This window comes from Kitasatospora sp. NPDC101155 (assembly GCF_044768305.1).
GTDB lineage: Bacteria > Actinomycetota > Actinomycetes > Streptomycetales > Streptomycetaceae > Kitasatospora.
The window spans coordinates 1-26,346 of record NZ_JBIWPN010000073.1; the positions used below are offsets into that span (position 1 = coordinate 1).

26 protein-coding genes and 3 pseudogenes are annotated in these 26,346 nt (G+C 70.9%); 16 read left to right on the forward strand and 13 right to left on the reverse strand.

Annotated features, from left to right (window positions below; genetic code table 11):
* From ACIRYZ_RS42880 to ACIRYZ_RS42895, 4 genes are all read left to right on the forward strand, one after another.
* Window positions 1-1,539 (forward strand): hypothetical protein (locus tag ACIRYZ_RS42880; RefSeq protein WP_402954087.1); only part of this gene is annotated, 1,539 nt, incomplete at its 5' end.
* 4 nt (window positions 1,540-1,543) lie between these two features.
* Complete coding sequence (locus ACIRYZ_RS42885; protein WP_402954088.1) at window positions 1,544-2,584, forward strand: hypothetical protein; 1,041 nt, start codon at window positions 1,544-1,546, stop codon at window positions 2,582-2,584.
* 115 nt (window positions 2,585-2,699) lie between these two features.
* On the forward strand, window positions 2,700-2,903 hold the full coding sequence (locus ACIRYZ_RS42890; protein ID WP_402954089.1) for a hypothetical protein: 204 nt from the start codon (window positions 2,700-2,702) through the stop codon (window positions 2,901-2,903).
* 2 nt (window positions 2,904-2,905) lie between these two features.
* Entirely contained in the window at window positions 2,906-3,688 is a 783-nt protein-coding gene (locus ACIRYZ_RS42895; protein WP_402954090.1) for a hypothetical protein, read from the forward strand.
* A gap of 32 nt (window positions 3,689-3,720) precedes the next feature.
* On the opposite strand, the pseudogene ACIRYZ_RS42900 reads toward ACIRYZ_RS42895, so the two are convergent.
* Window positions 3,721-4,056 (reverse strand): annotated as a pseudogene (locus ACIRYZ_RS42900) (ISKra4 family transposase); the annotation flags it as partial.
* Window positions 4,057-4,202: 146 nt separating this feature from the next.
* On the opposite strand from ACIRYZ_RS42900, the gene ACIRYZ_RS42905 reads away from it, so the two are divergent.
* Together ACIRYZ_RS42905 and ACIRYZ_RS42910 are read left to right on the forward strand one after the other, a co-directional pair.
* Window positions 4,203-4,781 carry a hypothetical protein gene (locus ACIRYZ_RS42905; RefSeq protein ID WP_402954091.1) on the forward strand — a complete coding sequence of 193 codons (579 nt, stop codon included), beginning with the start codon at window positions 4,203-4,205 and terminating at the stop codon, window positions 4,779-4,781.
* 148 nt (window positions 4,782-4,929) lie between these two features.
* The gene (locus tag ACIRYZ_RS42910; protein WP_402954092.1) at window positions 4,930-5,655 is read left to right on the forward strand and encodes a DUF4277 domain-containing protein; all 726 of its coding nucleotides are present in this window, start codon (window positions 4,930-4,932) and stop codon (window positions 5,653-5,655) included.
* Window positions 5,656-5,754: 99 nt separating this feature from the next.
* Here ACIRYZ_RS42910 and ACIRYZ_RS42915 read toward each other — a convergent pair whose 3' ends face one another.
* Window positions 5,755-6,132 carry a hypothetical protein gene (locus ACIRYZ_RS42915; protein ID WP_402954093.1) on the reverse strand — a complete coding sequence of 126 codons (378 nt, stop codon included), beginning with the start codon at window positions 6,130-6,132 and terminating at the stop codon, window positions 5,755-5,757.
* Window positions 6,133-7,081: 949 nt separating this feature from the next.
* On the reverse strand, window positions 7,082-7,699 hold the full coding sequence (locus ACIRYZ_RS42920) for a response regulator transcription factor (protein WP_402954094.1): 618 nt from the start codon (window positions 7,697-7,699) through the stop codon (window positions 7,082-7,084).
* Between the two features lie 32 nt (window positions 7,700-7,731).
* Between ACIRYZ_RS42920 and ACIRYZ_RS42925 the strand changes: the two genes are divergently transcribed.
* The gene (locus ACIRYZ_RS42925) at window positions 7,732-7,854 is read left to right on the forward strand and encodes a hypothetical protein (protein WP_402954095.1); all 123 of its coding nucleotides are present in this window, start codon (window positions 7,732-7,734) and stop codon (window positions 7,852-7,854) included.
* Window positions 7,855-7,894: 40 nt separating this feature from the next.
* On the opposite strand, the gene ACIRYZ_RS42930 is transcribed toward ACIRYZ_RS42925, so the two are convergent.
* The gene (locus ACIRYZ_RS42930) at window positions 7,895-8,101 is read right to left on the reverse strand and encodes a hypothetical protein (protein ID WP_402954096.1); all 207 of its coding nucleotides are present in this window, start codon (window positions 8,099-8,101) and stop codon (window positions 7,895-7,897) included.
* A 120-nt stretch (window positions 8,102-8,221) separates the two neighbouring features.
* Between ACIRYZ_RS42930 and ACIRYZ_RS42935 the strand changes: the two genes are divergently transcribed.
* Window positions 8,222-9,190: an alpha/beta hydrolase family esterase gene (locus ACIRYZ_RS42935; protein WP_402954097.1), complete on the forward strand. Its 969-nt coding sequence runs from the start codon at window positions 8,222-8,224 to the stop codon at window positions 9,188-9,190.
* A 166-nt stretch (window positions 9,191-9,356) separates the two neighbouring features.
* On the opposite strand, the gene ACIRYZ_RS42940 is transcribed toward ACIRYZ_RS42935, so the two are convergent.
* The 3 genes and pseudogenes from ACIRYZ_RS42940 to ACIRYZ_RS42950 form a co-directional block, all read right to left on the reverse strand.
* Window positions 9,357-10,010 carry a hypothetical protein gene (locus ACIRYZ_RS42940; protein ID WP_402954098.1) on the reverse strand — a complete coding sequence of 218 codons (654 nt, stop codon included), beginning with the start codon at window positions 10,008-10,010 and terminating at the stop codon, window positions 9,357-9,359.
* 176 nt (window positions 10,011-10,186) lie between these two features.
* Window positions 10,187-10,483 (reverse strand): annotated as a pseudogene (locus tag ACIRYZ_RS42945) (hypothetical protein); the annotation flags it as partial.
* 152 nt (window positions 10,484-10,635) lie between these two features.
* Window positions 10,636-11,583, reverse strand: coding sequence for an SDR family NAD(P)-dependent oxidoreductase (locus ACIRYZ_RS42950; RefSeq protein WP_402954099.1), 948 nt, complete (start codon window positions 11,581-11,583; stop codon window positions 10,636-10,638).
* Between the two features lie 109 nt (window positions 11,584-11,692).
* On the opposite strand from ACIRYZ_RS42950, the gene ACIRYZ_RS42955 reads away from it, so the two are divergent.
* A complete protein-coding gene (locus tag ACIRYZ_RS42955; protein ID WP_402954100.1) occupies window positions 11,693-12,358 on the forward strand; it encodes a TetR/AcrR family transcriptional regulator in 666 nt (221 codons plus the stop codon).
* A gap of 534 nt (window positions 12,359-12,892) precedes the next feature.
* Here the strand turns inward: ACIRYZ_RS42955 and ACIRYZ_RS42960 are convergent.
* On the reverse strand, window positions 12,893-14,368 hold the full coding sequence (locus ACIRYZ_RS42960; protein ID WP_402954101.1) for a hypothetical protein: 1,476 nt from the start codon (window positions 14,366-14,368) through the stop codon (window positions 12,893-12,895).
* An 8-nt stretch (window positions 14,369-14,376) separates the two neighbouring features.
* The gene (locus ACIRYZ_RS42965) at window positions 14,377-15,378 is read right to left on the reverse strand and encodes a replication-relaxation family protein (RefSeq protein WP_402954111.1); all 1,002 of its coding nucleotides are present in this window, start codon (window positions 15,376-15,378) and stop codon (window positions 14,377-14,379) included.
* Window positions 15,379-15,533: 155 nt separating this feature from the next.
* Between ACIRYZ_RS42965 and ACIRYZ_RS42970 the strand changes: the two genes are divergently transcribed.
* Together ACIRYZ_RS42970 and ACIRYZ_RS42975 are read left to right on the forward strand one after the other, a co-directional pair.
* Complete coding sequence (locus tag ACIRYZ_RS42970; protein WP_402954102.1) at window positions 15,534-15,662, forward strand: hypothetical protein; 129 nt, start codon at window positions 15,534-15,536, stop codon at window positions 15,660-15,662.
* 121 nt (window positions 15,663-15,783) lie between these two features.
* Window positions 15,784-16,389, forward strand: a pseudogene (locus ACIRYZ_RS42975) (class I SAM-dependent methyltransferase); the annotation flags it as partial.
* 34 nt (window positions 16,390-16,423) lie between these two features.
* Here the strand turns inward: ACIRYZ_RS42975 and ACIRYZ_RS42980 are convergent.
* Entirely contained in the window at window positions 16,424-17,806 is a 1,383-nt protein-coding gene (locus tag ACIRYZ_RS42980; protein ID WP_402954103.1) for an FAD-binding oxidoreductase, read from the reverse strand.
* 434 nt (window positions 17,807-18,240) lie between these two features.
* Between ACIRYZ_RS42980 and ACIRYZ_RS42985 the strand changes: the two genes are divergently transcribed.
* The 5 genes from ACIRYZ_RS42985 to ACIRYZ_RS43005 all read left to right on the forward strand — a co-directional run bounded on the left by ACIRYZ_RS42985 (window position 18,241) and on the right by ACIRYZ_RS43005 (window position 23,871).
* Window positions 18,241-19,041, forward strand: coding sequence for a ferritin-like domain-containing protein (locus tag ACIRYZ_RS42985; RefSeq protein WP_402954104.1), 801 nt, complete (start codon window positions 18,241-18,243; stop codon window positions 19,039-19,041).
* 164 nt (window positions 19,042-19,205) lie between these two features.
* Window positions 19,206-21,110 (forward strand): RiPP maturation radical SAM C-methyltransferase, encoded by a 1,905-nt coding sequence (locus tag ACIRYZ_RS42990; RefSeq protein WP_402954105.1) that lies wholly within the window; start codon window positions 19,206-19,208, stop codon window positions 21,108-21,110.
* Window positions 21,110-21,745, forward strand: a complete 636-nt coding sequence (locus ACIRYZ_RS42995) for a DUF5825 family protein (protein WP_402954106.1) — start codon at window positions 21,110-21,112, stop codon at window positions 21,743-21,745. The genes ACIRYZ_RS42990 and ACIRYZ_RS42995 overlap by 1 nt, the downstream gene beginning before the upstream one ends.
* A 3-nt stretch (window positions 21,746-21,748) precedes the next feature.
* On the forward strand, window positions 21,749-23,074 hold the full coding sequence (locus ACIRYZ_RS43000; protein WP_402954107.1) for an MFS transporter: 1,326 nt from the start codon (window positions 21,749-21,751) through the stop codon (window positions 23,072-23,074).
* A gap of 44 nt (window positions 23,075-23,118) precedes the next feature.
* Entirely contained in the window at window positions 23,119-23,871 is a 753-nt protein-coding gene (locus tag ACIRYZ_RS43005) for an SDR family oxidoreductase (RefSeq protein WP_402954108.1), read from the forward strand.
* A gap of 195 nt (window positions 23,872-24,066) precedes the next feature.
* On the opposite strand, the gene ACIRYZ_RS43010 is transcribed toward ACIRYZ_RS43005, so the two are convergent.
* The 3 genes from ACIRYZ_RS43010 to ACIRYZ_RS43020 all read right to left on the reverse strand — a co-directional run bounded on the left by ACIRYZ_RS43010 (window position 24,067) and on the right by ACIRYZ_RS43020 (window position 26,162).
* Window positions 24,067-25,137, reverse strand: coding sequence for an integrase core domain-containing protein (locus ACIRYZ_RS43010; RefSeq protein ID WP_402954109.1), 1,071 nt, complete (start codon window positions 25,135-25,137; stop codon window positions 24,067-24,069).
* 71 nt (window positions 25,138-25,208) lie between these two features.
* The gene (locus tag ACIRYZ_RS43015) at window positions 25,209-25,388 is read right to left on the reverse strand and encodes a helix-turn-helix domain-containing protein (RefSeq protein WP_402954112.1); all 180 of its coding nucleotides are present in this window, start codon (window positions 25,386-25,388) and stop codon (window positions 25,209-25,211) included.
* A 174-nt stretch (window positions 25,389-25,562) separates the two neighbouring features.
* Window positions 25,563-26,162, reverse strand: coding sequence for a DUF1707 domain-containing protein (locus ACIRYZ_RS43020; RefSeq protein WP_402954110.1), 600 nt, complete (start codon window positions 26,160-26,162; stop codon window positions 25,563-25,565).
* Window positions 26,163-26,346 lie beyond the last annotated feature (184 nt).

Genomic DNA, 26,346 nt, shown 5'->3' on the forward strand with positions numbered 1-26,346 from the left:
CTGATGTCCAAGGCCGGCAGCCTCAGCGATCCGGAGCTGAAGCAGCTGCAGGACATCATGGCCGCCAACGCGGGCAACAAGGACTTCTCCACCACCCTCCTCAACGGCCTCGACTGCGGCGGCAAGACCGGCCCCGACGCGCTGCTGGAGTACTCCAAGGTCTACGGCGACCTCGCCCACGGCAACCACAACGCCAAGGGCTACCAGGACGTCTACGGCAACCTGTCGACGGTCCTCGCCACGGCCACCCGCGACGGCGGCATGGGCAAGGACTGGGAGGACGGCCTCCTGAAGGCCGCACGCCGGCCCGGAGATTCGGCGGCCGGCTGGAACGACAACTACCCGGCGCTCACCTCGCTGATGGGTGCGGGCGGGAAGTTCGACAAGTCGTTCCTCCTCAAGGCCGGAAACGACCTGGTCGACTACGAGCGGAACAGCAAGACCAAGGGCGAGGACCTGTGGGGTCCGAACTGGTCCCTCAGGGCCGGTGCAGGCGATCCGCTGGGCCCCCTGATGAAGCAGATGAGGAGCGACCCGGCGGCGGCCGAGGAATTCCTCGACCCGAGCCGCAACAAGAACCTCACCTACCTACTCAAGGACCGCTCGTGGCCCAACCAGGACCTGGAGGGCAAGCTGTCCCCCGACGAGCTGCGCAACAGCTCTCACGGGATGTTCGGTCAGGTCCTGGAAGCCGGCGCGACCGGCCGCGACCCCAACAGCTCGCAGCCGCCCGTACGACCGCACGACGCGACGATGAACCGGATCATGGACACCGCGCTCTCGACGCTCGGCGGCGACAAGGCGGGCGACCAGAACAACCTCGCCGTCGCTCTTCGCCGTCCGATGGCCGACATGGTCGCCGATTACGTGGCAGACACCCATGACATCCTCAGCAAGGACCTTCCCGGCCCCTCCGAACCCGGCGGATTGAACGCCACCCGCGAGCAGCTCCTCCGGGTGATCCGGGGCACCGCCGAAGACCCTGAGGCGTACTCCCTGATCCACCTGGCCGAGACACAGGAGGTGGCCCGGCGGATGGCCGAGTTCGGCCCCGAGGCGTTCAGGGACGTCAACGGGCGCCCGGACCCGAAGTTCGAGGGATTCGTCAACGAGGCCGGCAAGGCCTTGGGCGCGCTCGACGCCGTTCAGGCGGACACGATCACGGACCACAAGTCCGATGAGCAGTTCAAGGTCAACTGGAAAGCCAAGATGGACTACCACTACATCGGCACGCTCGCGAACATGATTCCGGGCAAGGACTGGCTGCCGGTGGGGGACATCGCCCAACGCTACGTCGACGTCGCCACGTCTGACTGGGCGAACAAGGTCAACGCGGCGATCGACACCAAGGCGCAGGGCGACCTCAGCAGCCTGTACACGACGGGACAGTCGCAGATGCAGGTCATGCTCAAGGCGAAGGCCGATCAGTTCGGCGTGCCAGGTCGGGACATCCTGCTCGGCCAGCTGACCGACTCGGCCAACGTTCACTACTACACATCGATCGTCCAGGCCCACAACGCCGCCTTCGGGAAGGGATGATCCGATGCCGGAACGACAGTCCAAGATCTCCGAGGTCGATGCCGCCCTCGACCGGCGCGGGTTCACCACCTGGCCGTTGCGGGTGCGGGCGGTGGTCGGCGCGGTGACGGTGACGGCGGTCGTGGCCGGGGTGGGGGCGTTCCTCGCCAATAACCTGAGCAACGCCTTCGGGCCGGACGCCGTGTGCGACGGCGCGGTGAGCGCGGCCACACTGAACGACGCGCTCGGGCCGGGCAAGGTCAGCAGCAAGAAGAACGGTGTCTGGCAGTCGCCGAGCGGCGGAGCGTTCTGCACGGCGGAGGTGAGCTACGGATTCTTCGGCAACAGCCGGTCCGTCTTCGTGCAGGTCCTCCAGGCCGACGACCTCGCCCCCTACCCGGCCAACTCGAACAGCCAGCTGTTCGCCGCCTCGGCGAACGGCGGCGCGAGCGGAGCGGCCCGCAGCGACTGGGCGTGGGCGCTGCTGCCCGGAGAGTGCGGCAACGGCCTTCGAGTGGAGGTCAAGTCGAACGGCGATGACGGACCCGGCGCGGAGAACCTCGCCCGTCTCGCCGTTTCGGCGGCGAACGGCGTCGCGGCGGGCAAGGGGTGCGGGAAGACGCCGCTTTCCGCACCGCACGAACTGTCACAGGCCGGTCAGGAGCACGACCTGAACAACGCCTCGGTCTGTGGCCTGCCCGGGTTCACTGCGGCCAGCGCCGGCAGCAAGGGCTACCGGGAGAGCGTGACCACCGCGTTCGACCCAGTGTGGGTGTGCCGGATCGCCACCGGCCAGAACCCCATCGCCTGGTCCTTCAGTATCGGGACCGAGCCCAGGGTTCGGGGGCCGTTGGCCGAGAAGGACGCCACACCCGCATTCGGCCGGTCCCGCTGGGCGGGCTCCCCCATCCCGAAGCAGGAGGTCGTGGCGACCTGCCACGACAAACCCACCTACTTCCGGATGGACACCGACATCCTCCAGGGGCTTTTCCCCGACACCGACGAGGCCTGGAAGCAGTTCCTCACCGCTGGCGGCAAGGCGATCGGCTGCGAGCCGATCCTCTGATCGCGTCCGTCGAGTGGTCGGCTCCGCGCCGGCCACTCGATGAAGAGGCCGAGGGTGGCCAACCTCGACAGCATCCACGGAGCGGTCACCCTTCTGCTGTACGGCGCTGACCGGTGTGGAGGCGATCTCCAAGGGTGTGTCGGCGTTCCGCGAGCCCAAGGCGAAGGATGCGGCCAGCACGATGGCGGTGACGGGGCTGACCGCGATCACGATGTTCGTCGGCGTCACCGCTCTGGCGGTGATTGCGAAGGTCCACTACGTCGACAACGCCTGCCAGCCCACCGGATCAGCCGTGGCTGCGGGACGTTCACCCAGCTGAGAGTGATCACCCAGCTCGCCTCGTCGATCTTCGGCGGCAGCGATGCAGCTCGGCGCCTGGCTGCTCCTGAACGGCTTCCGTCCATCGCTGGCGACGCTCGGCCGGGCGTGGGACGGCGCGGACGGGATACGTCTGGTCCTGTTCACCGGCATCGCTCTGGTCGCGGTGATGCCCGCGTACCTGCCGCGGCGGAGCAGCGGCGTGGTGGGCGGCCGGTGGTGGTCGGCGCCGATACACACGCGCGCGGCGAGGGCGGGGGTTCGTGGTGGGCGCCGGAGTTGGACGTCGGGGCGGGCGGCCGGTGGTGGCTGCCGGCGCGCTCGTGCGCCGACCGAAAGCTGCCGCTACCGAAGAACCTGCCGACGAAGGGGGTCGAGAGACAACCGGACTGGGCCAACCTCTGCGGCCTGCCCGGGTTCGCACCCGCGACGAACCCCGAGGCGCGGCTGGACGTGTCGCAGCAGGTCACCACCGGGTTCGCCCCTATCTGGTCCTGCACAATCGGCACGAACCCGACGCACGACGGTCGGACGAAGGTCTTCGCGATCACAACCGATCCGCGGACCACCGCCCTGACCCAGAAGGACGGCAAGGACCCGGCCGGGCCCGGGCGGGCTCGGTGGGTCGCCGGCGGGACACTCGTCGTCACCTGCCAGGGAAAGGACGTCTTCTTCAGCCTCAGCGGCGGCTACGAAGGACCTGCTCTGTTCCCCGACAACGACGACCTGGTACGGAAGTTCCTCGCCGCCGGGGGCAAGGCAATCGGCTGCGAGCCGATTCTCTGATGGGTGCGGTTCGTTTCGAGTGACGGCCGCGATCAGACGGTGAGGGTGTAGTTGTGCTGGTCAGGCGCGAGGTAGAGACGTTCGTGCTCGCGGGTGGCATGGAAGCGCCAGTAAGGGTCGAGGTCGCCGTTGGAGACGAGGGCGCGCAGTCGTAGGACGGCTTCCGCTCCGTGCAGGCCTCAGCGGGCGCCGGTGATGTCGAGGCGGTCGGCGATCAGGTGGCGGCAGGCGCCCTCGATGGCGCCGGTGGCGATCGGCCGGCCGTTTTCGAGTGCCGTGTCGTATCGGAGCTGGTCCAGGTGGCCGGTCAGGTAGCGCCCGCAGGCGTCGACGGCCTCTCGCCGGGCGGCCGATAGGTGTTCCCGGGCATCCGATGACTGGCGGACTCGAGCGGTGGGCATGTTCATGGCATTGCCGCCATGAGCGGCCGCCGAACAGGGAAAGGCAGGAACCCCACATGACGAACCATCGGTTATCCAGCGGGTCGCGCGGAGCGGCGAGGCGGATCCTCGTCGTGCTCACCGCACTCCTGCTGGCGCTCGTCGCGTCGGCCGGCGTCTCGCACCGCGCCACCGCCGCGACGGCGGGCACCGAGCCGGCCGCCGCGAAGTGGGCGGCGCAGACGCTGCACGCCGGCCTGACCGGGGCGCAGGCGGCGCAGCTGCAGCGGGACGTCGATCACTACCTCGCACAGGGCGGCACGCAGGTGTCCGCCAACCAGATCGTGCGGCCGGACGGGAGCCAGTTGCTGGTCGTCGTGCCGGGCGAGAAGTACGCCCGCGACCTGGTCACCACCAGGGCACCGGCGGACTGGAGCGAGTGCCCGTACACCTGGTTCTGCGGGTGGCAGTCGGCGGAGTTCCAGGGAACCATCTGGAAGCACTCCAGCTGCGGCGTCTACTGGGAGATCCCGAACGGCTGGAACAGCGGCGGCTCCTGGTTCAACCACCAGTCGACGGGCACCGTGGCCCGGATGTACGGCAAGACCAAGAACCTGGTCTACAGCACGCCGCCGGCGAACCAGGACTCTCCGTGGGCCTCGTTCGACGCGTACGCGGACTGGGGACCGGTCTGGTTCGTGAAGGTCTGCTAGCCCCGCACTTCGCACATAACGAGTTCGGATGATGTGGTGATGCGGCCGGTATCCCGGCGGGGTGCCGGTCGTTGAACCTGACGTGCCGATATCTCGTTCATGTCGCTCACGGGTCCACCGTCCGCGCTTCGCCGTGGAGTTGACACCCGTGGTGGAGAGGCGTCTGGACGCTCTGCCTGCCTCTGCCGAGTTTCTGCGCCGGCTGGACGTGGCCGGGATCGTCGACGAGCTGTGCCCGATCCGCGAGGTCGCACACCTCACCCACGGCCAGGTGATCGAAGTGCTGGTCGCCAACCGGCTGTCCGCCCCGGCACCGCTGGTCCGGGTGGGCGACTGGGCCCGGGAGTGGGCGGTGGAGGAGGTCTTCGGCATCGAGCCGGACCTGCTGGGTGACGACCGGCTCGCCCGCGCCCTGGACGCGATCGCGCCGCCCCTTGAGGAACTGGTGGGCACGGTCGGCGCGCAGGCGATCGCGGAGTTCGGAATCGACGTGTCCCGGATCTACTGGGACATGACCTCGATTTCCCTCTTCGGTGCCTACGAGGCCCAGAACGAGGCATTCCCGCAGGTCAAGTACGGCCACCCCAAGGACCGCAGGGTCGATCTGAAGCAGATCCAGGCCGGCCTCGCGGTCAGCGGTGACGGCGGGATTCCGCTCTTCCACCGTGTCTACGACGGTGGCGCGGGCGAGGTCGCCCAGGTCGTCGGCGCGATGAACGCCCTGCGAAGATGGCCGACCGCAAGGACTTCCTGCTGGTCGCGGACTCCAAACTGGTGTCCCACCCCAACGTCACCGCTCTGCTGGACGCGAAGGTCGCCTTCATCGCCCCCGCCCCGGCCGCCAAGGTCCCCGACGAGGTCTACGCCGGCCTGAACCTCGAAGACGCGCAGGTGGTGGACTACGTCCCGGACCGGGACGAGGGCAAGCCCGCCGACCGGCGCGAGGTCTACTGGATCGGCGCTTGCCAAGGTCTCAGCCGTTCTCGCCCAGGCAGAGCAGCACGTGCTCGGTGCCGGTCTCGTAGTAGTTGGCGACCACACCTGGGACGCCGAAGCAAGCGATCGGCTTGCCATAGGGCTCGCTCTTCAGCACCTTGTACTGCGCGTTCGGATCCGAACAGGCGAGGACGCGGACGTCGGGGTCTCTGTCCGTGCCTTTGTTCTGCACGCAGTCACCGACCTTGGCGCTGGCGGGCGCTCCCGAGAACCAGCCGAAGGCGAAGGCGGCGACGACCAGTCCCACCACCAGGAGGCCGGAGAGGATGAGGGTCAGGAGGCATCCGCAGCCTTCCCACAGCTTGGGCTGCTGGCCGGGGCCGGTCGGTTTCGACTGTGCAGGAGGCGTGGTCACGGGAACCTCGGGGCCGCTGGACGAGTAAAGCTGATGATCAGGCATTGTAATTTCGCGTCATCTTCCATGTGGCAGCGTTTTCGGACACGGCATCACATGCCCGTAGTTGGTGAGGCCCCTCCGTCTGCCGCGCCGTGACACCGCTGCTTCTGCTGATCGCCGATGGACGGCGGCCAGAGCCACGTGGACCCGGGCGCACCGACGGCATCATTGACCTGATTCCCTCCCGAACTTGCAGGTCATATCTCTGGCGGAGGCTGGGGGTGGAGTGCTCGCGCTGGTCGAGGGCGGGATTGCTACTTCCCAGGACCGTCCCAGCGAAACGGACATACCGGGGCAGCGTGAGGCGGTTGCTGGGACAGGGCGCCGCGGGCTGTCCCAGGCCTGTCCCAGGCCAGTGCCGATGGTATGAACGGCGATGGACCGGGGGGCAGACGCGGTGATGTTGATCGTCGCGGTCGGGGCGGGCAGCAACTCGGCCAGTTCATGGCGCAGTTCGGCGTCCTCACGCAGGGTCTGCTTGAGCTGCTGATGGAGTGCGGCTGCCGCGTCTGCGTCGGCGCTGTCCTCCGCCGCGGCGCTGACATGCTGCCTGGTGCTGGCGGCGGACCGGTTCCAGGTCGCAAGCGCGGCCGACTGCGGTCACTGAGCCTCTTCAAGCCAGGCACCGATCGGGTGATGGCCTGGCGGTCGGTGTAACTGGTCGTTTCAGAATGAGGTCCGAAGCTTGCGCAGGCGGAGCATGCCGCCTGGAGCAGCTTGGGGCGAAGGCCGGTGCATAGCTCTTATCGGATCTGCAGTTCCTTGAACTGGTGGAGGCATTGATGTTCGAGTTCGAGCAGCCCCGCCGCCCGCCGCTCTGCGGGAACGATCTGTTGGAGGTGCGGCTTCTCGCCTTCCTCGGTCCGGTCCCCCGGCTCCTCAGGCGCAGGCTCTCGACCTGGCGTGGTCAGACTGGCAGGTCTTCGTGGTGGTCTTGTGTAGTCATCCAGACGGCGATCTGGGTTCGTGAGGTGAAGTCGAGTTTGTTGAGGATGTTGCGGATGTGGGTTTCGACGGTGCGCTCGGATATGAACAGGCGTGAGCCGATGTCCTTGTTGCTCAGACCGTCGACCACCAGTCGCGCGACGGCGGCTTCGCGCTTCCCGAGGATTTCTGTACTGTTGTGGTGTGGGGCTGCCGGGGCTCGGCGGGAGTCCTCGCGAAGTGCGAGCCGAACGGCGGCTTCGCGACTCAGCTGCTGCCCTGCATGGAACTGCATGTCGAATTTGGCGGAGCCGAGGGCAGTCGTGACCGACGTGGTGGCGTGCGCCAGTGAGGGTGCGATTCCCGGGTGGACGCTGGCGCCCACGTCGCCTCGCATGCGCTCCATCGCGCCCAGCAGTTGCGCCGCGAGCTGTGGCCGGCCAGTGGCGGCCGCACTGCATCCCAGCGCGCCGATCAGGTAGCACTGGGCGACGCGGTCGTCGAGTTGACGGGCGATTCGCAGTGCCTCGGTGAACCGTTGCTCGGACTCGCGGAGCTCTCCGGCGATCAGCCCGGCGAAGCCCTGGTTCATCAGCATCATGTCGAGGCTGTAGAGGTCACCCGCCCCACCACATGGCCGGCCAGCACCCTGACGCCCCCTCGGGCGTCCGCTGGCTCGACAGCGAGGAGACGGTGCGCACCAGGTGGCGGGCCCTGGTCACCAGCCGTCAGGAAGGTCCGCTCACCGGCCAGTAGGCCCCGCTTCGCCCTCGCCTCAACACGCGGGCACATCGGGCTACGGCCGAACCTTCACCACTTCGTGGACCCGCTCAACCGAGGCGAACCACGACTGGACCCGGCGGTCCACGAACCCAACAACCTGGATCATGTCGCTGCGCCGGGCGGCCAGGTCCTGGGAGCCTGCCTCGCGGTAGACGAACAGGTGGTCGGTTGAGAAACGGATCCGGTCGACCAGTCGGCCGAGCGGGGAGACCGGGCCCATGCCCGACACCCGCTGAGTGCGGGTCGGGCAATACGTCGTCTGCTCCGGGGCTCGGCGGATGCTGTTGCGGGCGATGCCTACTGACCTGTACCGACCAGTCCACAGACGGAGATGCCGATCATGTTGCGACTCCCTGTCCTCGCCGCGCTGCTGAGCCTCGCCTGTTGCGGCGCGGCCGCCGGCGTGCCACAACCGGGAACGGCCGTCGATCAGACGGCTTCCCCCGCCTCGGCCGGCTGTCTGACCCCGCCGCCGGTCGCTCCGGGTGAGACCGCGACGCTGACGCTGACGTCCGGCGGGCAGCAGCGGAGCTACCTCGTCCACGTACCCGCCGGCTACCGGAGCGCCGATCGGACACCGTTGGTCCTGGCCTTCCACGGTTCCGGTGAGAGCGACACGCGGATCGAGTCGTACAGCGGTCTGTCGGCCCTGGACGCCATCGTGCTGTACCCCGAGGGGACCATCGGAACCAACGGCGAGACGTCCTGGGAAGGCGCGCCCTACTCGTCGGGCGTCGACGACGTACGGTTCGTCCAGGACCTGCTCGCCCGGACGCAGCAGCAGTTCTGCGTGGACCAGGGCCGGATCTACGCGACCGGCAAGTCGAACGGCGGCGGCTTCACCGCCCTGCTCGCCTGCCGGCTGCCGCGCCGGATCGCCGCCTTCGCACCCGTCGCGGGCGCCTACTACCCGGAGACGACGCAAGGCTGCCGGACGAGCCCGCCCGTGCCGATGCTCGAGTTCCACGGCACCGCGGACCCGGTCATCCACTACGACGGGGGAACCAGCCACGGCGAGCAGTACCCTTCGATCGCCCAGTGGCTGAGCACCTGGACCGACAAGGACCGGTGTTCGGCGGAAAGCCGGCGCAGCATCGGCTCGGACGTGGTCGAGTTCGACTGGACGCCGTGCGTCCGGGGCACCGAAGTCACCCACTACCAGGTCATCGGCGGCGGCCACACCTGGCCCGGAGCGGTGGCGCCCAGCGGCCCGGGGCACACCACGCAGACGATCTCGGCGACCGCGGTCATGTGGGAGTTCTTCACCCGGCACCCGCTCGACCGGCCGGCACACCCGGGCGGGTGGTGACGAACGGAGCGAAGCCGCCGCTCGCGCGTTCACCGGTCCCGCCCTCCCGGCAAGGGCGGGTCCGGACCGCGTGCGCCTGGTGGGGAACGCACGAGCGAGGGGGGATCCCGGGCCCTGCCCGCGCACCGCGTGTCGTGTGAAGTGAAGTTCCACCAAGGCCGGGTAGTTAAGGATTTCGGCCGGGGTGCAAGGTGGGGGCCGCTGGTGTTCCGGCTGCCGTGTAGCGGCCCCTGCGGACCTTCTTGATCAGCCCTTTCTCAGCCCAGCGGGTGAGCTGCCGATAGGTGGTGACGAGGGTGACGTCGCCGAGGAGTTCGGCGATCTCGCTGGCCTGCCAGTGCCGCTCGGGTTCTTGCTGTAGGACGGCGAGGACTCGTGCCATGCGGTTGCTGGTCTTGCCGGGGCCGACGTACTGGGGGACGGTGGTCGCCGGCAGCTCGGGGCGGGGTGGCGGGGCCGGCAGGAGGGTGATCGTCACGGAGACCACCGTCTGGCTGGTGTCGGGACGGCCGTCCGGTTTCCGTTCCGCATACCGGGAGATGGGCGACTTGACCTTGCGGGTGCTGATGCGCGGCCGACGCGCCGGCAGCAGCGCCGACAGGACGCGGCGGCCGATCGCCCCCATGCCCTGCTCGAGGACTCCCTCCGCGCGGATCAGCAGGTCGCGGGCAGTCTGGTAGGCGATAGTGAAGCCGCAGCGGTCGGGATCGGTGCCCGGCCGGGACTCCGCCGCCTCGACCATGGCCCGGCGCAGAAGCTGGTAGAGGACCAGCAGGGCCCACATCTCCTGCTCGACGCCGACCGGGTCGCCCGAGCGCAAGACGCGTCCGTCGAGGACGGTGTGACGCAGTGCGTAGTAGGCGCTCCGTAGGCAGGCGGTTGGAGCGAGCCGTACGTCACCTCGAACTGGGGCCGCTCGTGGCCGCTGTCCTGGACGGTCTTGTCGAACCAGCGCTTGTAGTTGTCGAGCTTGGCGGCGACCTGGCGCACGTCCGTCTTCGTGCCCCGGTCCAGTTCCAGGAACAGGACCGGGATGCCGAGGTCCGGCGCGCGCAGCACTGCGTCGGGGATGACGGTCTGTTTGCCGGTGATGGTGTGGGCGACTTCGGTGGCCCAGTCGTCGAGGCCGCCGGGCAGCGGGCCGCAGGGCAGGGCGCGCCGGGGCAGGGCGTCGCGGTCATGCGCGCGTGGTGGGGCGCCGTGGGTGGTGGTGCCGGTGACGGCGCTGATGATGATCTCGTTGACGAGCATGGCGTGGCGGGCGCCGCTGCCGCCGCGGGCGTGGCCGCCCATGTCGCGGTCGTCGTCAAGGGCTTCGGCGGCGGCGAGCAGGCCGAGCGGGGTGAGGCACGCAGTTCCCGCATGTTCCGGTAGCGGCTCTTCTCGATCGCGCGACCGTCGGGCGGCGGAGCACCGAACGAGCTGGCGCCTCCTACCAGCGCGGGCTACATCGTGATTGCCGATCCGGAGGGAAACGAGTTCTGCTGGGACTGAACGGCGGGGAACTTCACGCCGGTGAGGCCTTCGGAGACGGCCCACAGCCGCTGTTGGACGGCTACCACGTACGACTCCGAGCTGGAGGTGACCAGTCGGGGGTGGCCCTTGACCTCGTTGCGCCCGCCGGGACCGTAGTACTGGCCGCCGAGCGCGCCGGGGTCGGTGGCGGCGCGCAGGGTGGGCAGGGCGCCCATGGCCGGCGTCTGGGTGATCAGAGGCGCGAGCCAGGTGACGGGCAGGCGGAGCGCGGCGGGGGTGTTGCGGATGAGGTCGGTGTTGGACACGCCGGGATGGGCGGCGACCGCGATGGTGGTGCCGTGCGCGGCGAGCCGGCGCTGCAGCTCGTACGTGAACATCAGGTTGGCCAGCTTGGACTGACCGTAGGCGGCGGCCCGGCTGTACGACCGCTCCCACTGCAGGTCGTCGAAGTGGATCGCGGCCCGGATGCGGTGGCCGGTGCTGCTGATCGTCACCACGCGCGAGCCGGGCACCGGCAGCATCAGGTCTAGCAGCAGTCCGGTGAGCGCGAAGTGGCCGAGGTGGTTGGTGCCGAACTGCATCTCGAAGCCGTCGGCGGTGGTCTGCTTCGGGGTGTACATCACGCCGGCGTTGTTGATCAGCAGGTCGATCCGGTCGAGCCGGGACCGCAGCGCCGCCGCCGCGGTCCGCACGGAGTCGAGCGAGGTCAGGTCCAGCGCCTGCACAGCCACCTCGCCGGTCATGCGGGCCGCGGCCTGCTGGCCCTTCTCGACGTTGCGCACGGCGAGCACCACGGACGCCCCGTGCTCGGCGAGGGCCTTGGCGGTCTCGTACCCCAGTCCGGTGTTGGCCCCGGTCACCACGGCCACCCGCCCGCGCTGGTCCGGAATGTTCACTGTCGTCCACTTCTCGCCCATGTCAGGCTCCCAGCCAGATAACGTACCGAAGGTATCTTGTGTTGTCGACATTAAAGTACCTTCGGTATGTTGTCAACGTACCGAAGGTACCTAATCTAGACTGGCGATCGTGACTTTCCAGCGGGCGCGAACTGAAGAGCAGCGGGAGATCCGCCGACGGGCGATCCTCGACATGGCGTCGGCGATGCTCGACGAGATGCCTGTGGCCGCGGTCACCCTGAACGAGCTCAGCCGCCGGGTAGGCCTGGCGAAGCCGAACGTGCTGCGCTACTTCGAGTCTCGCGAGGCGGTGCTACTGGAGCTGCTTGACCGCTTTCTGCGGGAGTGGCTGACGGAACTGGCAGGGGAGTTGGCCGCCGGCATCGACGAAGATCTCCCCATGCCCGAGCGAGCGGCAGCGGTGGCCGAGATCCTCAGTCGCTCGCTGTCCGGCCGAACGGTGCTGTGCGAGCTCTTCGGCGCACAGGGCAGCGTCCTGGAACACAACGTCTCCGTCGAGGTCGTAGCACGCTACAAGCGCGCCTCCCTGGACCGCCTGACAACCATGACCGCCCTGCTCCGGAAGTACCTGCCGGAGCTGGGTGAGAACGCAACACTGTTCAGCCTGCAGACGATGGTCATGGCCGGCGCACTGTCGGCATTCAGCACGCCCCCACCCAGCCTGCAGGCGGCCTACGAGGCCGAGCCCGACCTGGCCCGCTTCCACTTGGATCTGAAGGACTACTTGAAGCAGGCCTTGACCGCAACCCTCCTGGGCGTGCTACCCCGCCGCTGACCAGCGCTGCACTGAACAGGCCGAAACCTCTGGGCCTCTTGGGCTGAACCGTTTCGACTTCTCTGCCGCTCCGTTGTGAGCTATCAGAGAGGATGGGCGCGAGGCGGAGCAGGACGGCACCGATCCTCCGGTGCGGGCCGGAACAGATGGCGGAGCAGGCGCCCGCCGACACCGACGTCGACGGGACCGTACGGCAGCAGCCGGGCGGCCGGACGGCGCGAGCGGCGAGCGAGCGGGACAGGCCGCGGCGAGCGAACGGCCGGAACCGCGACAGCGAGCCGGGACGGCGACCCGCGACCCGGTGGCCTTCCCCGGGTCGCCCGCGCGCCCTGACCCGCGCCCCACCAGCGAGCGGCCGCACGGCGGCGGGCGGGACGGGCGCTGGCGGCACCCTGCCCCGCCACACCCGCTACCTCCACCAGCGCACCGCCGGGCGCATCGGAAGTGGACCACCAAGCGGAAACCCGTCCCGCGCGGTAACTCCGGACGGGCCGTGGATGAGGGGACCGTCCGGCGTCCGAGTCCCGACACCCGTCAGTGCTTCCTGCGCGGGGCCGGCGCCGAGGTGAGTGCCAGCTCCCAGGTGCCCGGGGTGTCCACCACCAGCAGTCCCGGGCCGGTGATCGCGGCGGTGCGGCGGAAGGTGCCCAAGTCGTGGGCTACGGTGCGTCCGTAGCTGTCGTACTTGTCGACGCGGACCCCGTCCGCCACCTCCTGCGCGGAGACCAGGCACACGCTGCCATTCGCCCCCGGTTGCTGGAGGTGCATGGACAGGCGCAGGTCGCCCTCGGCGGGCAGCAACAGCACCTCGGGGCCGCGGCCGGTCAGCGCGCCGGTCAGCTCGCGGGCGTCGGACAGCGGCCGCAGGCGCAGCGACCAGCGGGCCTCGCGGTCGACCTCGATCCGGACGTGCGTCCGTTCGACCGGCACCAGCACCTGGCCGCGGTAGGGGGCGGTGTCCTGGTGGAAGGGGGACTGGGCGGTGCTGGACCGGGTCCGGGTGAGCAGGTGGAGGTGGTGGTAGCCCTCGCCCTCGCAGGCGATGTCGAGCAGCGCCACCCGCCCGGGCTCGGGGCGGTCGATCGGGATCTCGGTCGATCCGTGTCCCTCGAACCAGTACGGGTCCGGGGTCACGCCGGCCCGCAGCTCCCACTCGGCCTTCGCCAGTTCCTCCGGTGAGACCAGCTCCAGCGGGACCCGGCGCCCGGCCAGCCGCGCCTCCAGACGCAGCAGTGCCACCCGCCCGCTGCCGACCGCGCCGAGCACCCGCTTGAAGCGGTCTGTCTCCAGGCCGCGGGCCGCCTGCTCGGCCCGGTCCAGCGCGGCCTCGGCGGCGCGGCGGTCGCGCAGTGCTTCGGCGGCGTCGTACTGCGCGCCGGCGTCGTCCCGGGCGTCGGTGCCGTGCCGCGCCGCCGCTCCGTCCGGCGCGTCGGTGATGTCCTGAGGCGGCAGCAGTTCCAGGCGCTCGCGCAGTTCGGCGATCATCGCGGTGGCGTCGCGGCGCTCCGCGCGGCTGGCCAGCATCTCCTCCAGGGCGGTGCGGCCCTGGCGCAGCACCGCGCTCAACGACTCCGTGCGGCCCGCGCCGTCCCGGATCCGCTCCGCGGAGGCCAGCGCCGCCTCCGCCCGGCGCTGGGCGGTGCGTTCGGCCGGGTCGGCATCGATGGCGTCGGTGGTGCGGGCGGCCACCGCGGCGTCCAGGTCCAGCCGCAGCGTCTCGATCGCCAGCAGGTCCTCGTCCGCCAGTGCCCGCGCCGTCCGCCCCGTGCGCGGGGTGCGGGTCGCGGGCGGCAGGACGGCCGGGGTGCCGGCGACCGGCCCGGTTGCCGCGTCGGCCACCGGTGCCACCACCGCTTCCACTGCCGGTTCGAGCACCGGGCGCTTCACCGGTCCCGGGATCGGGCCCACTTCCCGCACCGGTCCCAGGGCCCTGGCGGCCCGGCGCAGGCCGAGCACGTAGCCCGTCACGCTGCCGGCCGCCAGCAGCAGCCCGACCAGAATCCCGCCCACGAACACGATCAACACGGCCCCCCGAGATCATCGAGAGGCCAACGTACCCGCTGACGGCGCCGGTCGTGGGCGGCACGGTTGTCCGGGCTGTCCAGCGCGTCCAGCAGGGAGCGCCGGCCGGGGCGGCCATAACGCCACCACACCGGCCCGAGCGGCCCGTGCTCGACCAGCAGCTCCAGCGTGGTCGCGACGATGGGCACGGCGTCGTCGTACTCGCGCCAGCCGTCGTCGTTGTAGTCGCGGACCTCCCTGCACCACCGGCCGCGCCAGCAGTCGGCGGACAGGTCCGCGACGGCCTGCTGCCGGTTGGCCAGCGCGACCGGTCCGGCGTCGGTGACGACCAGCGCGACGGGCGGGTACCCGGCGCGGGTGTGACCGGGCCAGGTACGGCGCCACCAGTACACCGTGCGGTCGGCCGGTTCCTGGTCGGCGAGGGCCGGGTCGTTGTCGCGGACCTTGGTGCGGAACAACTCGCGGTACCGGGGGAACTTCGCGGCGACGTCGGCCGGGGCCATGGTGGAGCGGTCGACCTCGACCATCAGGACCGGCACCCCGATCTCCGGGGCCTGCCACACGCCGTCCGGGCGCACCTTGCGCTTGCCGCCCGGCAGCAGGAACTCCACCTCGGTCGACCACGAGCGCACCGTGCCCACCCCGCCCGCGGCCCCGGGCGCGCTGCCGCCCAGGACGAACGCGGCGATCGTCTCGTTGACCGCCATCGCGTGCTGGGCACCGGAGCGCCCGGCGCCCCGGGCCGTCGATCCCATGTCGGAGCCGGGCAGGCCGAGCACCTGCCCGGCCGCCTCCAGTCCGGCCGCGCCCTCCAGCCGCCACGTCTTGTGCCGGTCCCGGGTGTTGCCGTCGGAGGCGACCAGGCCGTGCAGCGCGAGGTCGCCGAGCGCCTGCCGGACCACCTTGTTCGACGCCGCCCCGGGGCGCAGCAGGCGCTGGAGCTGGTCGGCGGTGGCGACCTTGAGGACGCCGAGCGCGCCGAGGACATCGGCACGCAGCGCGGTGGTCGAGCCGTTCGGGTTCGCAGACCCGCGCCGGTACGCGGTCCGTCCCGTCCCGGCCGGGACGGCTCGGCCGGGACGACGGCGTCGGCCTGGTCGTCATTGTCGTCGGGCTGGACGGGGCGCTGACGGGTGCTCACGGACGTCTCCCGGTGGTCGTGGTCGGGCGTTGCCTTCGAGGGAACCCGGGCGTCTTCCGCGACCCGTCCTTCTGGGACCTGGCGGTGGACATGGCCACCAGTGACCGCCCGGACGCCGACTGGGACTTCCTCACCACCTAACCGCTACCCGGGTGGGAGCACGGCTGTTCAGACGGCGAGACGGTGAGCGAGGTCGAGAAGGTCCGGCAGGCGCAGGACACGCCCGCCGTGGCCGGGGAGCGGCACGTGGAGGGGCTCCGCCCACCTGGCCGATCCCACGCTGCCCGTCGTCGACCTGGGTTGCGGCAACGGCACCCAGACCCGCTTCCTCGCCGAGCGCTTCCCGCTCGCCGTCGGGGTCGACCTGTCCGCCGCCGCGCTGGACCGCGCCCGGCGCGGCGACCCGGCCGGACGGGCCGAGTTCACCCGTCTGGACGCCACCGACGCCGAGGCCGTCCGGACGCTCCACCACCGCCTCGGCGACGCCAACGTGTACGTGCGCGGAGTGATCCACCAGAGCGACCCGGCCGACCGCCGACGGGTGGCCGACGCCATCGCCACCCTGCTCGGCGCACGCGGCCGGGCCTTCGTGTTCGAGCTCGCCGAGGCGGCCAAGGGCGTGCTGGGGGAGCTCGTCCGTGGACCGGCCGGCCCACCCCCGAAACTGCTCCCGGTGTTCGCCCACGGGCTCGCGCCCGCCGAGGTCGCCGACGCGGCGTTCCCCGAGCTGTTCCGCGCGGCCGGCCTCGACGTCCTCGCCACCGGCGAACTGCCGTTGGCCACCACGGAGTCGGCGCCCGGCGGCGCCCGGATCGAGCTGCCCGCGCACTGGCTGGTCGCCGGGCCGGCCGGTTCCTCGCCGCACTGAGCCCGGTCCCGGAGGAGCGCCGCCCGTTCCCGTGCTACTCCTGCGCGCCCGCAGGCCGGATGTTCAGGTTGCCGCGCAGGACGTTCGCGGGGTCGTACGCCTGCTTCACGGCCGCGAGCCGGGCGTAGCGCTCCGGGCCGTAGATCTCCCGGGCCTTCCGGTCGCCCTCGCCCTGGACGTAGTTGGCGTACGCCCCGCCGGTCCCGAAGGGCCGCAGGGCTTCCACCGTCCCCCGCGACCAGGCGATGTGCTCCGCGTCCCGCTCCGGGTCGGTCCAGTGCGCCTCCGCCGTGACCTGGAAGGCCGCGGCGCGGCCGGGGAAGGCGGAGTCCTCCTCGGGAACATCGGCGATGGCCCCGCGCAGGAACTCGAAGTCGATCGAGCAGAGCGCGGAGGGGTTGGCCGTGGTCGCCTCGACGAGCCGGGCGACGGCTCCGGGCGAGAGGTCCTCGACGTAGCAGGACTTGACGAAGTAGCGGTCGCCCTTGGGCTCGCTGCTGTCGCCGAGCGCTTGCAGCTGCGGGTACGACATCGGGATGCTGACGCGGGCCGCGGTCCCGACCTCCTGGTAGAACGCCTCGGTCTGCGCCCGGCCCTCGTCCGGGTCGCCGGTCCACACCGCCAGGAACAGCAGCCCGAGCCGCCCCCGCAGGTGCTCCGGTATCCACTCCTGCTCGCCCAGGCGCTTCAGGCCGCCGACGGTGTGCAGGCCGACCGGCTGCCGCTCGGTGTACTTCCGGTAGGCGGCCAGGGCGTCCGGGACGTCGTCCAGGGCGTGGACGCCCATGCTGAAGAGGGCCGGCCCGACCGGGCGCAGCCGCAGCGTGAAGCGGGTGACGACGCCGAAGTTCCCGCCGCCGCCGCGCAGCGCCCACAGCAGTTCGGGGTGGCTCTCCTCGGTCGCCTCGACGACCGTGCCGTCGGCGAGAACGACCTCGGCGGCGAGGATGTGGTCGCAGGTCAGGCCCCAGCGGCGGGCGAGCCAGCCGTATCCGCCGCCGAGGGCCAGTCCGCCCAGGCCGGTGTGGGAGATGACGCCCGCGGGGCAGGCCAGGCCGTGCGGCGCCGTGGCCTGGTCGAGGTCGCGCAGCAGGCAGCCGCCCTGGGCTTCGGCGGTCCGTGCCTGCGGGTCGACGGTGACGGCGCGCATCGGCGACAGGTCGATCATGAGCGCCCCGTCGGCGACGGCGCTGCCGCCGACGTTGTGGCCGCCGCCGCGGACTGTGACGTCGAGGCCGTGGGCCGCCGCGTGGCGCAGCGCCTCGCTCACGTCCGCGGCACTGCGGCAGCGGGCGATGTGGGCGGGGCGGCGGTCGTGCATGCCGTTCCACACCGCGCGGGCCTCGTCGTACCCGGCGTCGCCGGGGCTCAGCCAGTGCCCGGGCAGCAGTGCCCGCGACGGTACGTCCTCCGGCATGGTGGCGGCCCCTCTCCCCCGTCACGGACGGGGACGGGTGGGGGCAGCGATGCCTATCAGCCGGTGCGCCGCCCCCGTGATCGATACATGGCGCACACACGATAGGTGGCCCACCAGGTGTGTGCGGGTGAGAACTTGATCGACGGTCGGCTTTCGGCCATCCTCCGTTCCGGCCCGGGGCCCTCCGGAACCATTGTTGCGACGGTCCGGTTGCCGGGAATCCCCGCTGGTGACCCGTGAGGCGCACGGTGCGTCCGGGAAGATCGTCCGCCGCCGGGATCTTGGCGCATTCGTGGGGCCGGAGCGACGAAAACGTTCGAACAATCGGACCCGCCGTGTTTTGCTTCCCTGCACATGACATGGTCGGCGCGGCGACAACGGGGTGAGGGATGGCTGGGACCGAAGGCGTTCCGGGCGGGTCACGCCCGTCGGGTGTGGCTCGCTACCGCACCCGTGGGGTCCCCGACCTGCACCACCGCTTCATCCGCGACGCCCGCTCGCACGACTGGGAGCCGGCCGAGGTGGTCCACCGGGCTCTGCGGGACCGCACCGAGGCGGCTCCGCCGTCCGAACTCTCCTGGCTGCTCGCCAGCGGCAGCACCTACGCCGAACAGGTCGGCATGGACGTGGCCGCCGGTCTGCTGCACGCCTGCCCCGAGGGCGACATGAAGCTGGTGCTCGCCACCGCGGTGGCCGACGAGGCCAAGCACTCGGCCGTCTTCCACCGCTACGCGCACGCCGTCGCCGGGTCGGTGAAGGATCCGGGTGACGCCGTCGAGGAGCTGTCGCGCGACCTGTGGTCGCTGGACGACTACACCGCCCGCTTCCTGGCCCACACCCTGGCCGAGGGGTTCGCCGCCGACGAGTTCCGCTGGTTCGACGAGGCCCTGCGCGGGGACGGCCTGGGCGAGGTGTACCGGCTGGTGCGCCGGGACGAGTCCCGCCACGTCGCGCTCGGCATGGCCTACCTCACCCACGGCCCCGGCGCGGACCGACTGCGCCGCCTTCCCGCCGAGTTGCTGCTCGCCGCCGAACAGGTGGTGCTGAAGCACAACGACGTGGACAAGCTGGCCTCGCTGGTGCACCGGCTGCTGCCCGGTACACCGGCGCCCCGTGTCGCCGCCTGGCTCCGGGCGCGGCACGCCACCCGCATGCGGGTGCTCCTGAACGTCCGGGACGACCGGCAAGAACTGTCCCGGCGCCGCAAATCCCCGCGAGAACACATGGAGGTGTGATGGAGATCAAGAAGGTTGCCGTCCGCGCTGAGACCAAGGCGGCCAACAAGTACAGCGTAAGCACACGCCGCGCCGCCAAGTAGGCGCGAATCCTTACCGAGGCGGCCGTACCCCGGTGGTACGGCCGCCTCTCCACTGTCCGAGAGAGTCCGAAAGGCCAGGGAATGCGTATCGCGCTCGTCTCCATGCCGTGGCAGGCCCTGGAGATGCCGTCGCTCCAGGTCGGTCTCCTGCACGCGCTCGTCACCCGGGAACGGCCGGCCGACGAGGTCACCGAGTACCACGGGTGGCTGCGCTGGGCGGAGTTCCTGCTGGAGCAGAGCGACGGCGAACTGACCCCGACGGAGTACATGACCGTTGCCGACGACCAGGTGTTCGACGGCTTCGGCGACTGGGTGTTCTCGGGCTGCCTCTACGACGACGAGCACTGGGGCACCGAGCAGTTGACCGCCTACGCGGAACGCACCGGATCGTCGATCGACAGCCTGCTGCGGATGCGGCCGCACGCCGCCCGGTTCATCGCCGAGGCCGCCCGGGAGGTGCTCGCCGGGGACCCAGACGTGGTCGGCATGACCACCACCTTCCTGCAGAACGTACCCTCGCTCGCCCTCGCCCGGGAGATCAAGCGGCTGCGGCCCGAGGTCGTCACCGTGCTGGGCGGCAGCAACTGCGACAGCGTCATGGGCCACGCCCTGCACCGCAACCACCCCTTCCTGGACCACGTCGTGCGCGGCGAGGCCGAGCGGGCCTTCCCGGCACTGCTCGCCCACCTCGAACGCGGCACCGCCCCCGCGGACGTCCCCGGGGTCTGCTGGTGGGACGGCGACACCTCGCGCGCCAACCCGGAGGCCAAGGGCACCGTGCCCGTCGGGCTGCTGCCCAGCCCGGACTTCGACGCCTGGCAGGAGTCCTTCGACGCCTCCCCGGTGGCCGAGTTCGTCGAGCCTAAGCTCGTGGTGGAGGGCGCCCGGGGCTGCTGGTGGGGCGAGAAGCACCACTGCACCTTCTGCGGGCTCAACGGCAGCCTGATGGAGTTCCGCTCGAAGAGCGGCGAGCAGCTCTGGTCCGAAATCGAACGCCTCGTCCACCGGCACAAGTTGCTCGATGTCATCACGGTGGACAACATCATCAGCATGGACTACTTCCGTGACTTCCTGCCACGGGCCGCCGAGAGCGAATGGGACCTGCGCATCCACTACGAGGTGAAGTCCAACCTCAGCCAGGACCAGATCGCCCTGCTGGCCCGGGCCCGGGTCACCCACGTCCAGCCCGGCATCGAGAGCCTGAACAGCCGGGTGCTCGCACTGATGGACAAGGGGGTCACCGGCGCCCGCAACGTCCGTACCATGCGGGAGTGCGAGAACCACGCGCTCACCTGCGTGTGGAACTACCTCTACGGGTTTCCGGGCGAGCGCGACGAGGACTACACGGAGATCATCGACCAGATGCCGGCCCTGCGCCACCTCCAGCCCCCGGGCGGTGCCACCCGCATCGCGCTGGAGCGGTTCAGCCCGCACTTCACCAACCCCGCGCTGGGCTTCACCGAGCGCCGCCCCGCCGACATCTACCAGCACGTCTACCAGCTGCCGCGGGAGGAACTGGAGGACCTGGTCTACCTGTTCGACGCCCCGCCCACCGGCATCCAGGGCGAGCTGGAACAGCGGCTCGTGGAGGAGATCGACCGCTGGACGGAGGCCTACCCGTCCTCCCGGCTACTGCTCGAACCGGCGGCGGACGGCGACGGCGAGGAGGGTGACCTGCTCGTCCACGACGAACGCGAGGGCTGGCCGCGGCGCACCCACCGGCTGACCCACTGGCGGGCCGCCGCGTTCCGCGAGCTGGAGCACGGCCGGACGGTCCCCGCCCTGCATCGCCGCCTGGCCGAGGCCGGGCACGAGGTCCCGCTGGAGGAGCTCACCGCCTGGGGGCGTGAACTCCTGGCGGACGGACTGGTGTTCAAGGACGGCGACACCCTGCTCGCGCTGCCCACCCGGGCGGTGCCGGTCCGTGCCCCCGACCAGGACACCGCGCTCCTCGCCGAGCTGCCCACCCCCGAGGAGGTGTCGTGATGCCGATCGCCAAGCCCTCCCTGGCGGTGCCGGACCGGTCGGACCTGCCGGACGCCCTGCCGGACGTGCTGCCGTACCGGCTGGACGGCCGGCTGGTCGTCCTTCCGGAACCGGTGCGGCTCGGCGCGGGCGGGCGCCCCGCCGCCGAGGCCGTCCGGCTGCTGCGCGAGTGCCAGAGCCACGTGCTGCCGGTGCAGTGGTCCCTGCTCCCGGACGACCCGGTGCTGCGGGACCCTTCGGCCGCCGACTTCGCCCTCCACCACCTGCACCACCTGCCGCCGCCCGCCGACGCGTCGGGGCACCCGGCGGACCCGGCGGCACGACCGGCCCCCCTGTCCGACTGGCGCTCCGCCTACGGGTACGGGCGGTTCTACTACCGGCAGGGCCCCGGCTTCCTCCAGGTCAGGGACCGCCGGGATCCGGACGCCTCGGCGCGCTTCGCACTCGACCACCCCGACCTGGTGGCCACCTTCCTGGCCTGTCTGACCCCCACCGCCCTGGACGACCTCAGCGGTACGGGCCGGGAGGCGGTGTCCGTGCTGGCCTCCGAGGGCCTGGTGCTCGTCACCCGGGGCTGGGCGGTGACGCTGCCTCCCCGCATCCGCCACTGGACCGTGCCTGACACAGGAGTCTGATACATGGGATCTTCCATGGCCGAGGAGTCGTCCGTACCCGCGGAGCCCGGCCCGCCCACGACGCCGCCCCCGGCCCCGGAATCCGTACCGCTACGCCGGCACCGCCCGTTGCTGCTGCTGGTCACCGAGCAGATGACCAGCTCGGTGGGGCGTCAGGTCACCGCACTGGCGCTGCCGCTGCTGGCCATCGCCCACCTGCACGCCGGCCCGCTGGGCTCCTCGGCACTGATGGCGATGACCTATCTGCCCGGCGTCCTGCTCAGCCCGTTGATCGGCGTCGCCGTCGACCGGGCCCGGCTGCGGCGGATGCTGGTCACGCTCTCCTGGCTCCAGGTCCCCGCCATCGGCAGCGTGCCGCTCGCCGCCGCCCTGGACGGCCTGACCTGGCCGCACCTGTTCGCCGCGGCCGCCGCCTCCGGGGCGCTGAACTCCGCCCAGAGCGTCGCCCTGCAGTCCTGTCTGCCCCGCGTGGTGCCCGCGGAACGCCTGCTGCCGGCCAACTCCTCGCTCACCGGCGCTCGGACCATCGGCCTGATCGGCGGACCGGCGCTCGGCGGCATCCTGATCGGGGTGATCGACCCGGCCCCGGCGCTGCTGGTCGAGTGCGCCGCCTACCTCGTCGGCGGGGCCCTGTTCCTGGCGCTGCCGGCCTCGCTGAACCGGTCCGCGCACGAGGCGGGCAGCGGTGCGCGGTCCCGCGTCGAGGCACTGAAGGAGGGCCTCGCGGTCATCCGGCGCGAGACCCTGCTGCGCCGCCAGGCCCTGGCCGCGGCCGGGCTCAACCTCGGCGGCGGGGCCGGCGGCGGCCTGTTCGTCCTGTACGCCGACCGGGAGCTGCACCTGCCCCCGTGGCAGCTCGGCACGGTCTACGCCGCCTACGCCGTCGGCATGGGCACCGGCGTGCTGGTCGCGACCTCCGTCACCCGGGCGCTGGGCATGGCCCGGGCCATCCGGTTGTGCGCCGTGGGCGCGGGGGCCGCCCTCTTCCTCATCCCGGCGGCCTCCCTCGGGCTGCCCTTCCTGGTGCTGGTCCTGTACCAGCTGCTGTTCGGACTGCTGGCCACGGTCTGGTCGATCGCGATGACCACCGGCCGTCAACTCGTCACCCCGGCCCACCTCTTGGGCCGCGTCAACGCCTTCCTGGGCGCCGTGCTGACAGCCACCCTGCCGGTCGGAGCCTTCGTCGGCGGGTGGCTCGCCTCCCGGGTCGGCATCGTGCCGGTGCTGGTCGGGGCCGCGACCGTCGCCCTGGCGGGCGCGAGCAGCCTCTGGTTCCCGCGCGACATGCTCGCCGGGATCGAGCGGGCGGCGGAGACGAAGAAGTCCTGAGGTCCCTCGTCACCAACCCTGTCACCGAAGAAACGGGAGGACGCATGTCCGGCGCTACGGGAACCGTGCTCGTCACCGGAGCGAGCAGCGGCATCGGAGCGGCCGTCGCACGCCGGCTCGCCGCCCGCGGGCACGACCTGGTGCTGACCGCCCGGCGCGAGGAACGCCTGAAGGCCCTGACCACGGAGCTGTCCGAGGCGCACGGCACCGCCGCCGTCGCCGTGCCCCTCGATCTGGAGCGCACGGACGAGCTGTCCGACGCGCTGACGGACGTCCTGGCCGCCCTGCCCGGCCCGCTCGCCGGCGCGGTCCTGGCGGCCGGGCACGGCCGCGGCCACGGCCCGGTACGGGAGGCCGACTGCGCGGCGTGGGAGTCCCAGCTTCGGGTCAACCTGCTCGCCCCGATGATCGTCACGCGTCGGCTGCTACCCGAACTGGACGCCACCGGCGGGGACCTGGTGCTGGTCGGTTCCCTGTTCGGCACCCGGCCCTCGCCCGGCTACGCGGCCTACGCCGCGACCAAGCACGGGCTGGCCGGCTTCGTCCGTTCGCTCGCCGAGGAGGACCGGCCGGCCGGCGGCTGCCGGATCTGCCTGATCTCCCCCGGCGCCACCAACACCGAGTTCGCCTCGGTCCTCGCCGGGGCCGCGACCCCGCGCGTCCACCAGGTCACCGAATGGCCCTACCATCCGCTGCTCGCCGAGGACGTGGCGGCCGCCGTCGAGTGGGCGATGAGCCGCCCCGGGCACGCCCGCGTCGCCGAGCTCACCATCGACCCCACCGACGCCCGGTACTGAGCGGAGCCGGTGGCCGGGGGTAGGGCGGCTACCGGAGGAGGCTGCTCGGGGACACGTGCGGAGACCCGCGCGGCGGCGCCGCCGAACGGCTCCGCCCGCGCGCCCGCGCCCTGCCCCACTGGGAACCCGTGGCCAGCACCCCGTAGTGCTTCGAAATGGCTTCACCGGTTGTGATCTGGGGCTTCGTCGAAATGGTCAGCTTGCTCGGTGGTACTCGTTGATGAGGCCGGTGACGGCTTGTCGGCGTTCGATCCGGGCTGTCGGGATGGGGACGACGTTCGGGTCATCGAGCGGTGCGAGCTGGTTGCGTCCCTGGTGGGGCCGATGGCCGTTGAAGTGACGGGCATAGTCGTGGAGGATCTTCTCGGCGTGTCCGCGGTCGAAGATCAGCAGGCGGTCGGTGCACTCCTGGCGTACGGAGCGGATGAACCGCTCCGCGTGGGGGTTGCAGTCGGGGCTGCGGGGAGGGGTCCTGGCGACGGTGACGCCCTCGCCGGCGAAGACGGCGTCGAAGGCGGCGGTGAACTTCGCGTCCCGGTCCCGGATCAGGTGGCTGAAGCCGGCCACGCGCTCGCCCAGGTGCCACAGCAGTTGGCGGGCTTGCTGGGTGGCCCAGTCGGCGGTGGGGTGGGCGGTGACGCCCAGGATGTGCACGGTGCGGGTGCGGACCTCCATGACGAACAAGACGTACAGCCGCCGCAGGGCGATGGTGTCGAGGTGGAAGAAGTCGGTAGCGAGCAGACCGCTGCCCTGGGTCTTGAGGAAGGCCGCCCACTCGCGGCGCGCCATGTGCCGACGCGGTGCGGGGCCAAGGCCGGCGGCCCGCAGGACGCGGCGGACAGCGGCCGCACTGACCTTGTGGCCGAGCCGCCGTAGCTCGCCGTACACGCGGCGGGATCCCCACCGGGGGTTCTCGGTGCCGAGCCGGACGATCAGATCGCGCAACTCGTCAGGGATGGGCGGGCGGCCCGGAGCGGGCGGCTGGGTCCACTTCTGCTTGATCAGGCGCTGGTGCCGCCAGGCGAGGAGCGTGCGCGGGGAGACGATCCGGCGGCCGCGCAGTGCCTGGGGCAGAAGTCGGGTGAGCGCGGCCAGCAACGCCCGGTCCGGCCAGCCGGGTCTTGGAGCGGCGACCTGTCGGCGTAGCACCGTGACCTCGTGTCGCAGGATGAGTATCTCCGCGTTCTTGGCCGCGGTGGACCTGCCGAGCAGGGCCAGCCATGCGAAGACTCGGGTAGCGAGCAGGTAGGTCATCCGTACGAGCACGAGGCTGATCATGCCCAGTCAGCGGCTGGCGCATCGTTCGAGGTCAACCGCGGTGAAGCGATATTGGAGCACTACGGGTCGGCCAGCCCGGGTATGCCCTCTTCGGCGAACCGGCCCCTCCAGGTCCGCACCGTGTCCACATGGAGGCCCGTCTCGCGGGCGATACGCGCATTGGAATGCCCCCGTGCCGCATGAAGCACGACATGCGCGCGGACCCGGGCCTGATGGGGAGTCTTGTGGCCGTAGGCCATCTTCTTCAGCGGGTGCCTGTGCGAGGCGGTCAGCGATATCGGGCAGGCGGCGGCAACGGGCAAGGCAAGCAGGCCAATCAGCAGAAGCGGAGCTTACCGGCCAGAGCCTGCCGTACCACCTGACGCAACGGCCCGGCAGGATGCCCCCGTACTCACTGTCCCCGCGAACGCAGGCTATCGCCTCTGGCGAAGTTGTTTGATCTTGATGTGGCCGGCTCGCGGATGCCCGACGACTGTGAGCGTCGGGAAGGCCGGGTCAGCCGGTGCGGTGGCCTTGTTGCTGATGTGAGCGGTGTTGGTGCTCGACGCATCGATCTGCACCGCCCAGCCCTGCGGGACGATCAACTGGATGCCGCCTGTGCCACAACTCGCCTCAACGGTGACGTCACGGTGCGCACAGGCAGCCTCGGTGAAGTCGATCACGATGCTCAACATCTTGCATTCGGCGATGATTCTCCGGGGAACTGTCCACCGGCCGCCCTGCTTGATATTGCCCAGGCGGGTCTTGAGAACAAGCGTTTCCACATCAGTGCCGGCAGGCAATCCGGAAGGCCGCTCCTGCGGCAGATCGGCCACCAGCACGTCGAGTTCGGCATACGTCTTGGCACCGTAGGCCCGATCGAGCCTCTCCTCCAACTCGGCAAGGTCGATACGGCCCTCCCCCGCGGCAACCCGTAGCCTCTCAGCCACCGACTCCCGGTCGGCATCCCCAGCCCGAGGCGCCACCGCGCCCCGCGACGTCGTCTGCCCCTGCCCCTGCTCCCCACCAGTCATAGTGAGACTGTAACCGCACGGACGAATCACCAATGCACGCCATCGGCTCCGGCCTCAACCCCCGAAGGACTTCCGGCGCCGACCACTAATAGGGCTTTGTTAGGTACCCCAAGTGATCGTCACTGGATAGGCTGTGATTTTCTTTCAGGTGTGACACCTGAGGAGATGGAAGAGGTCCGGCCGC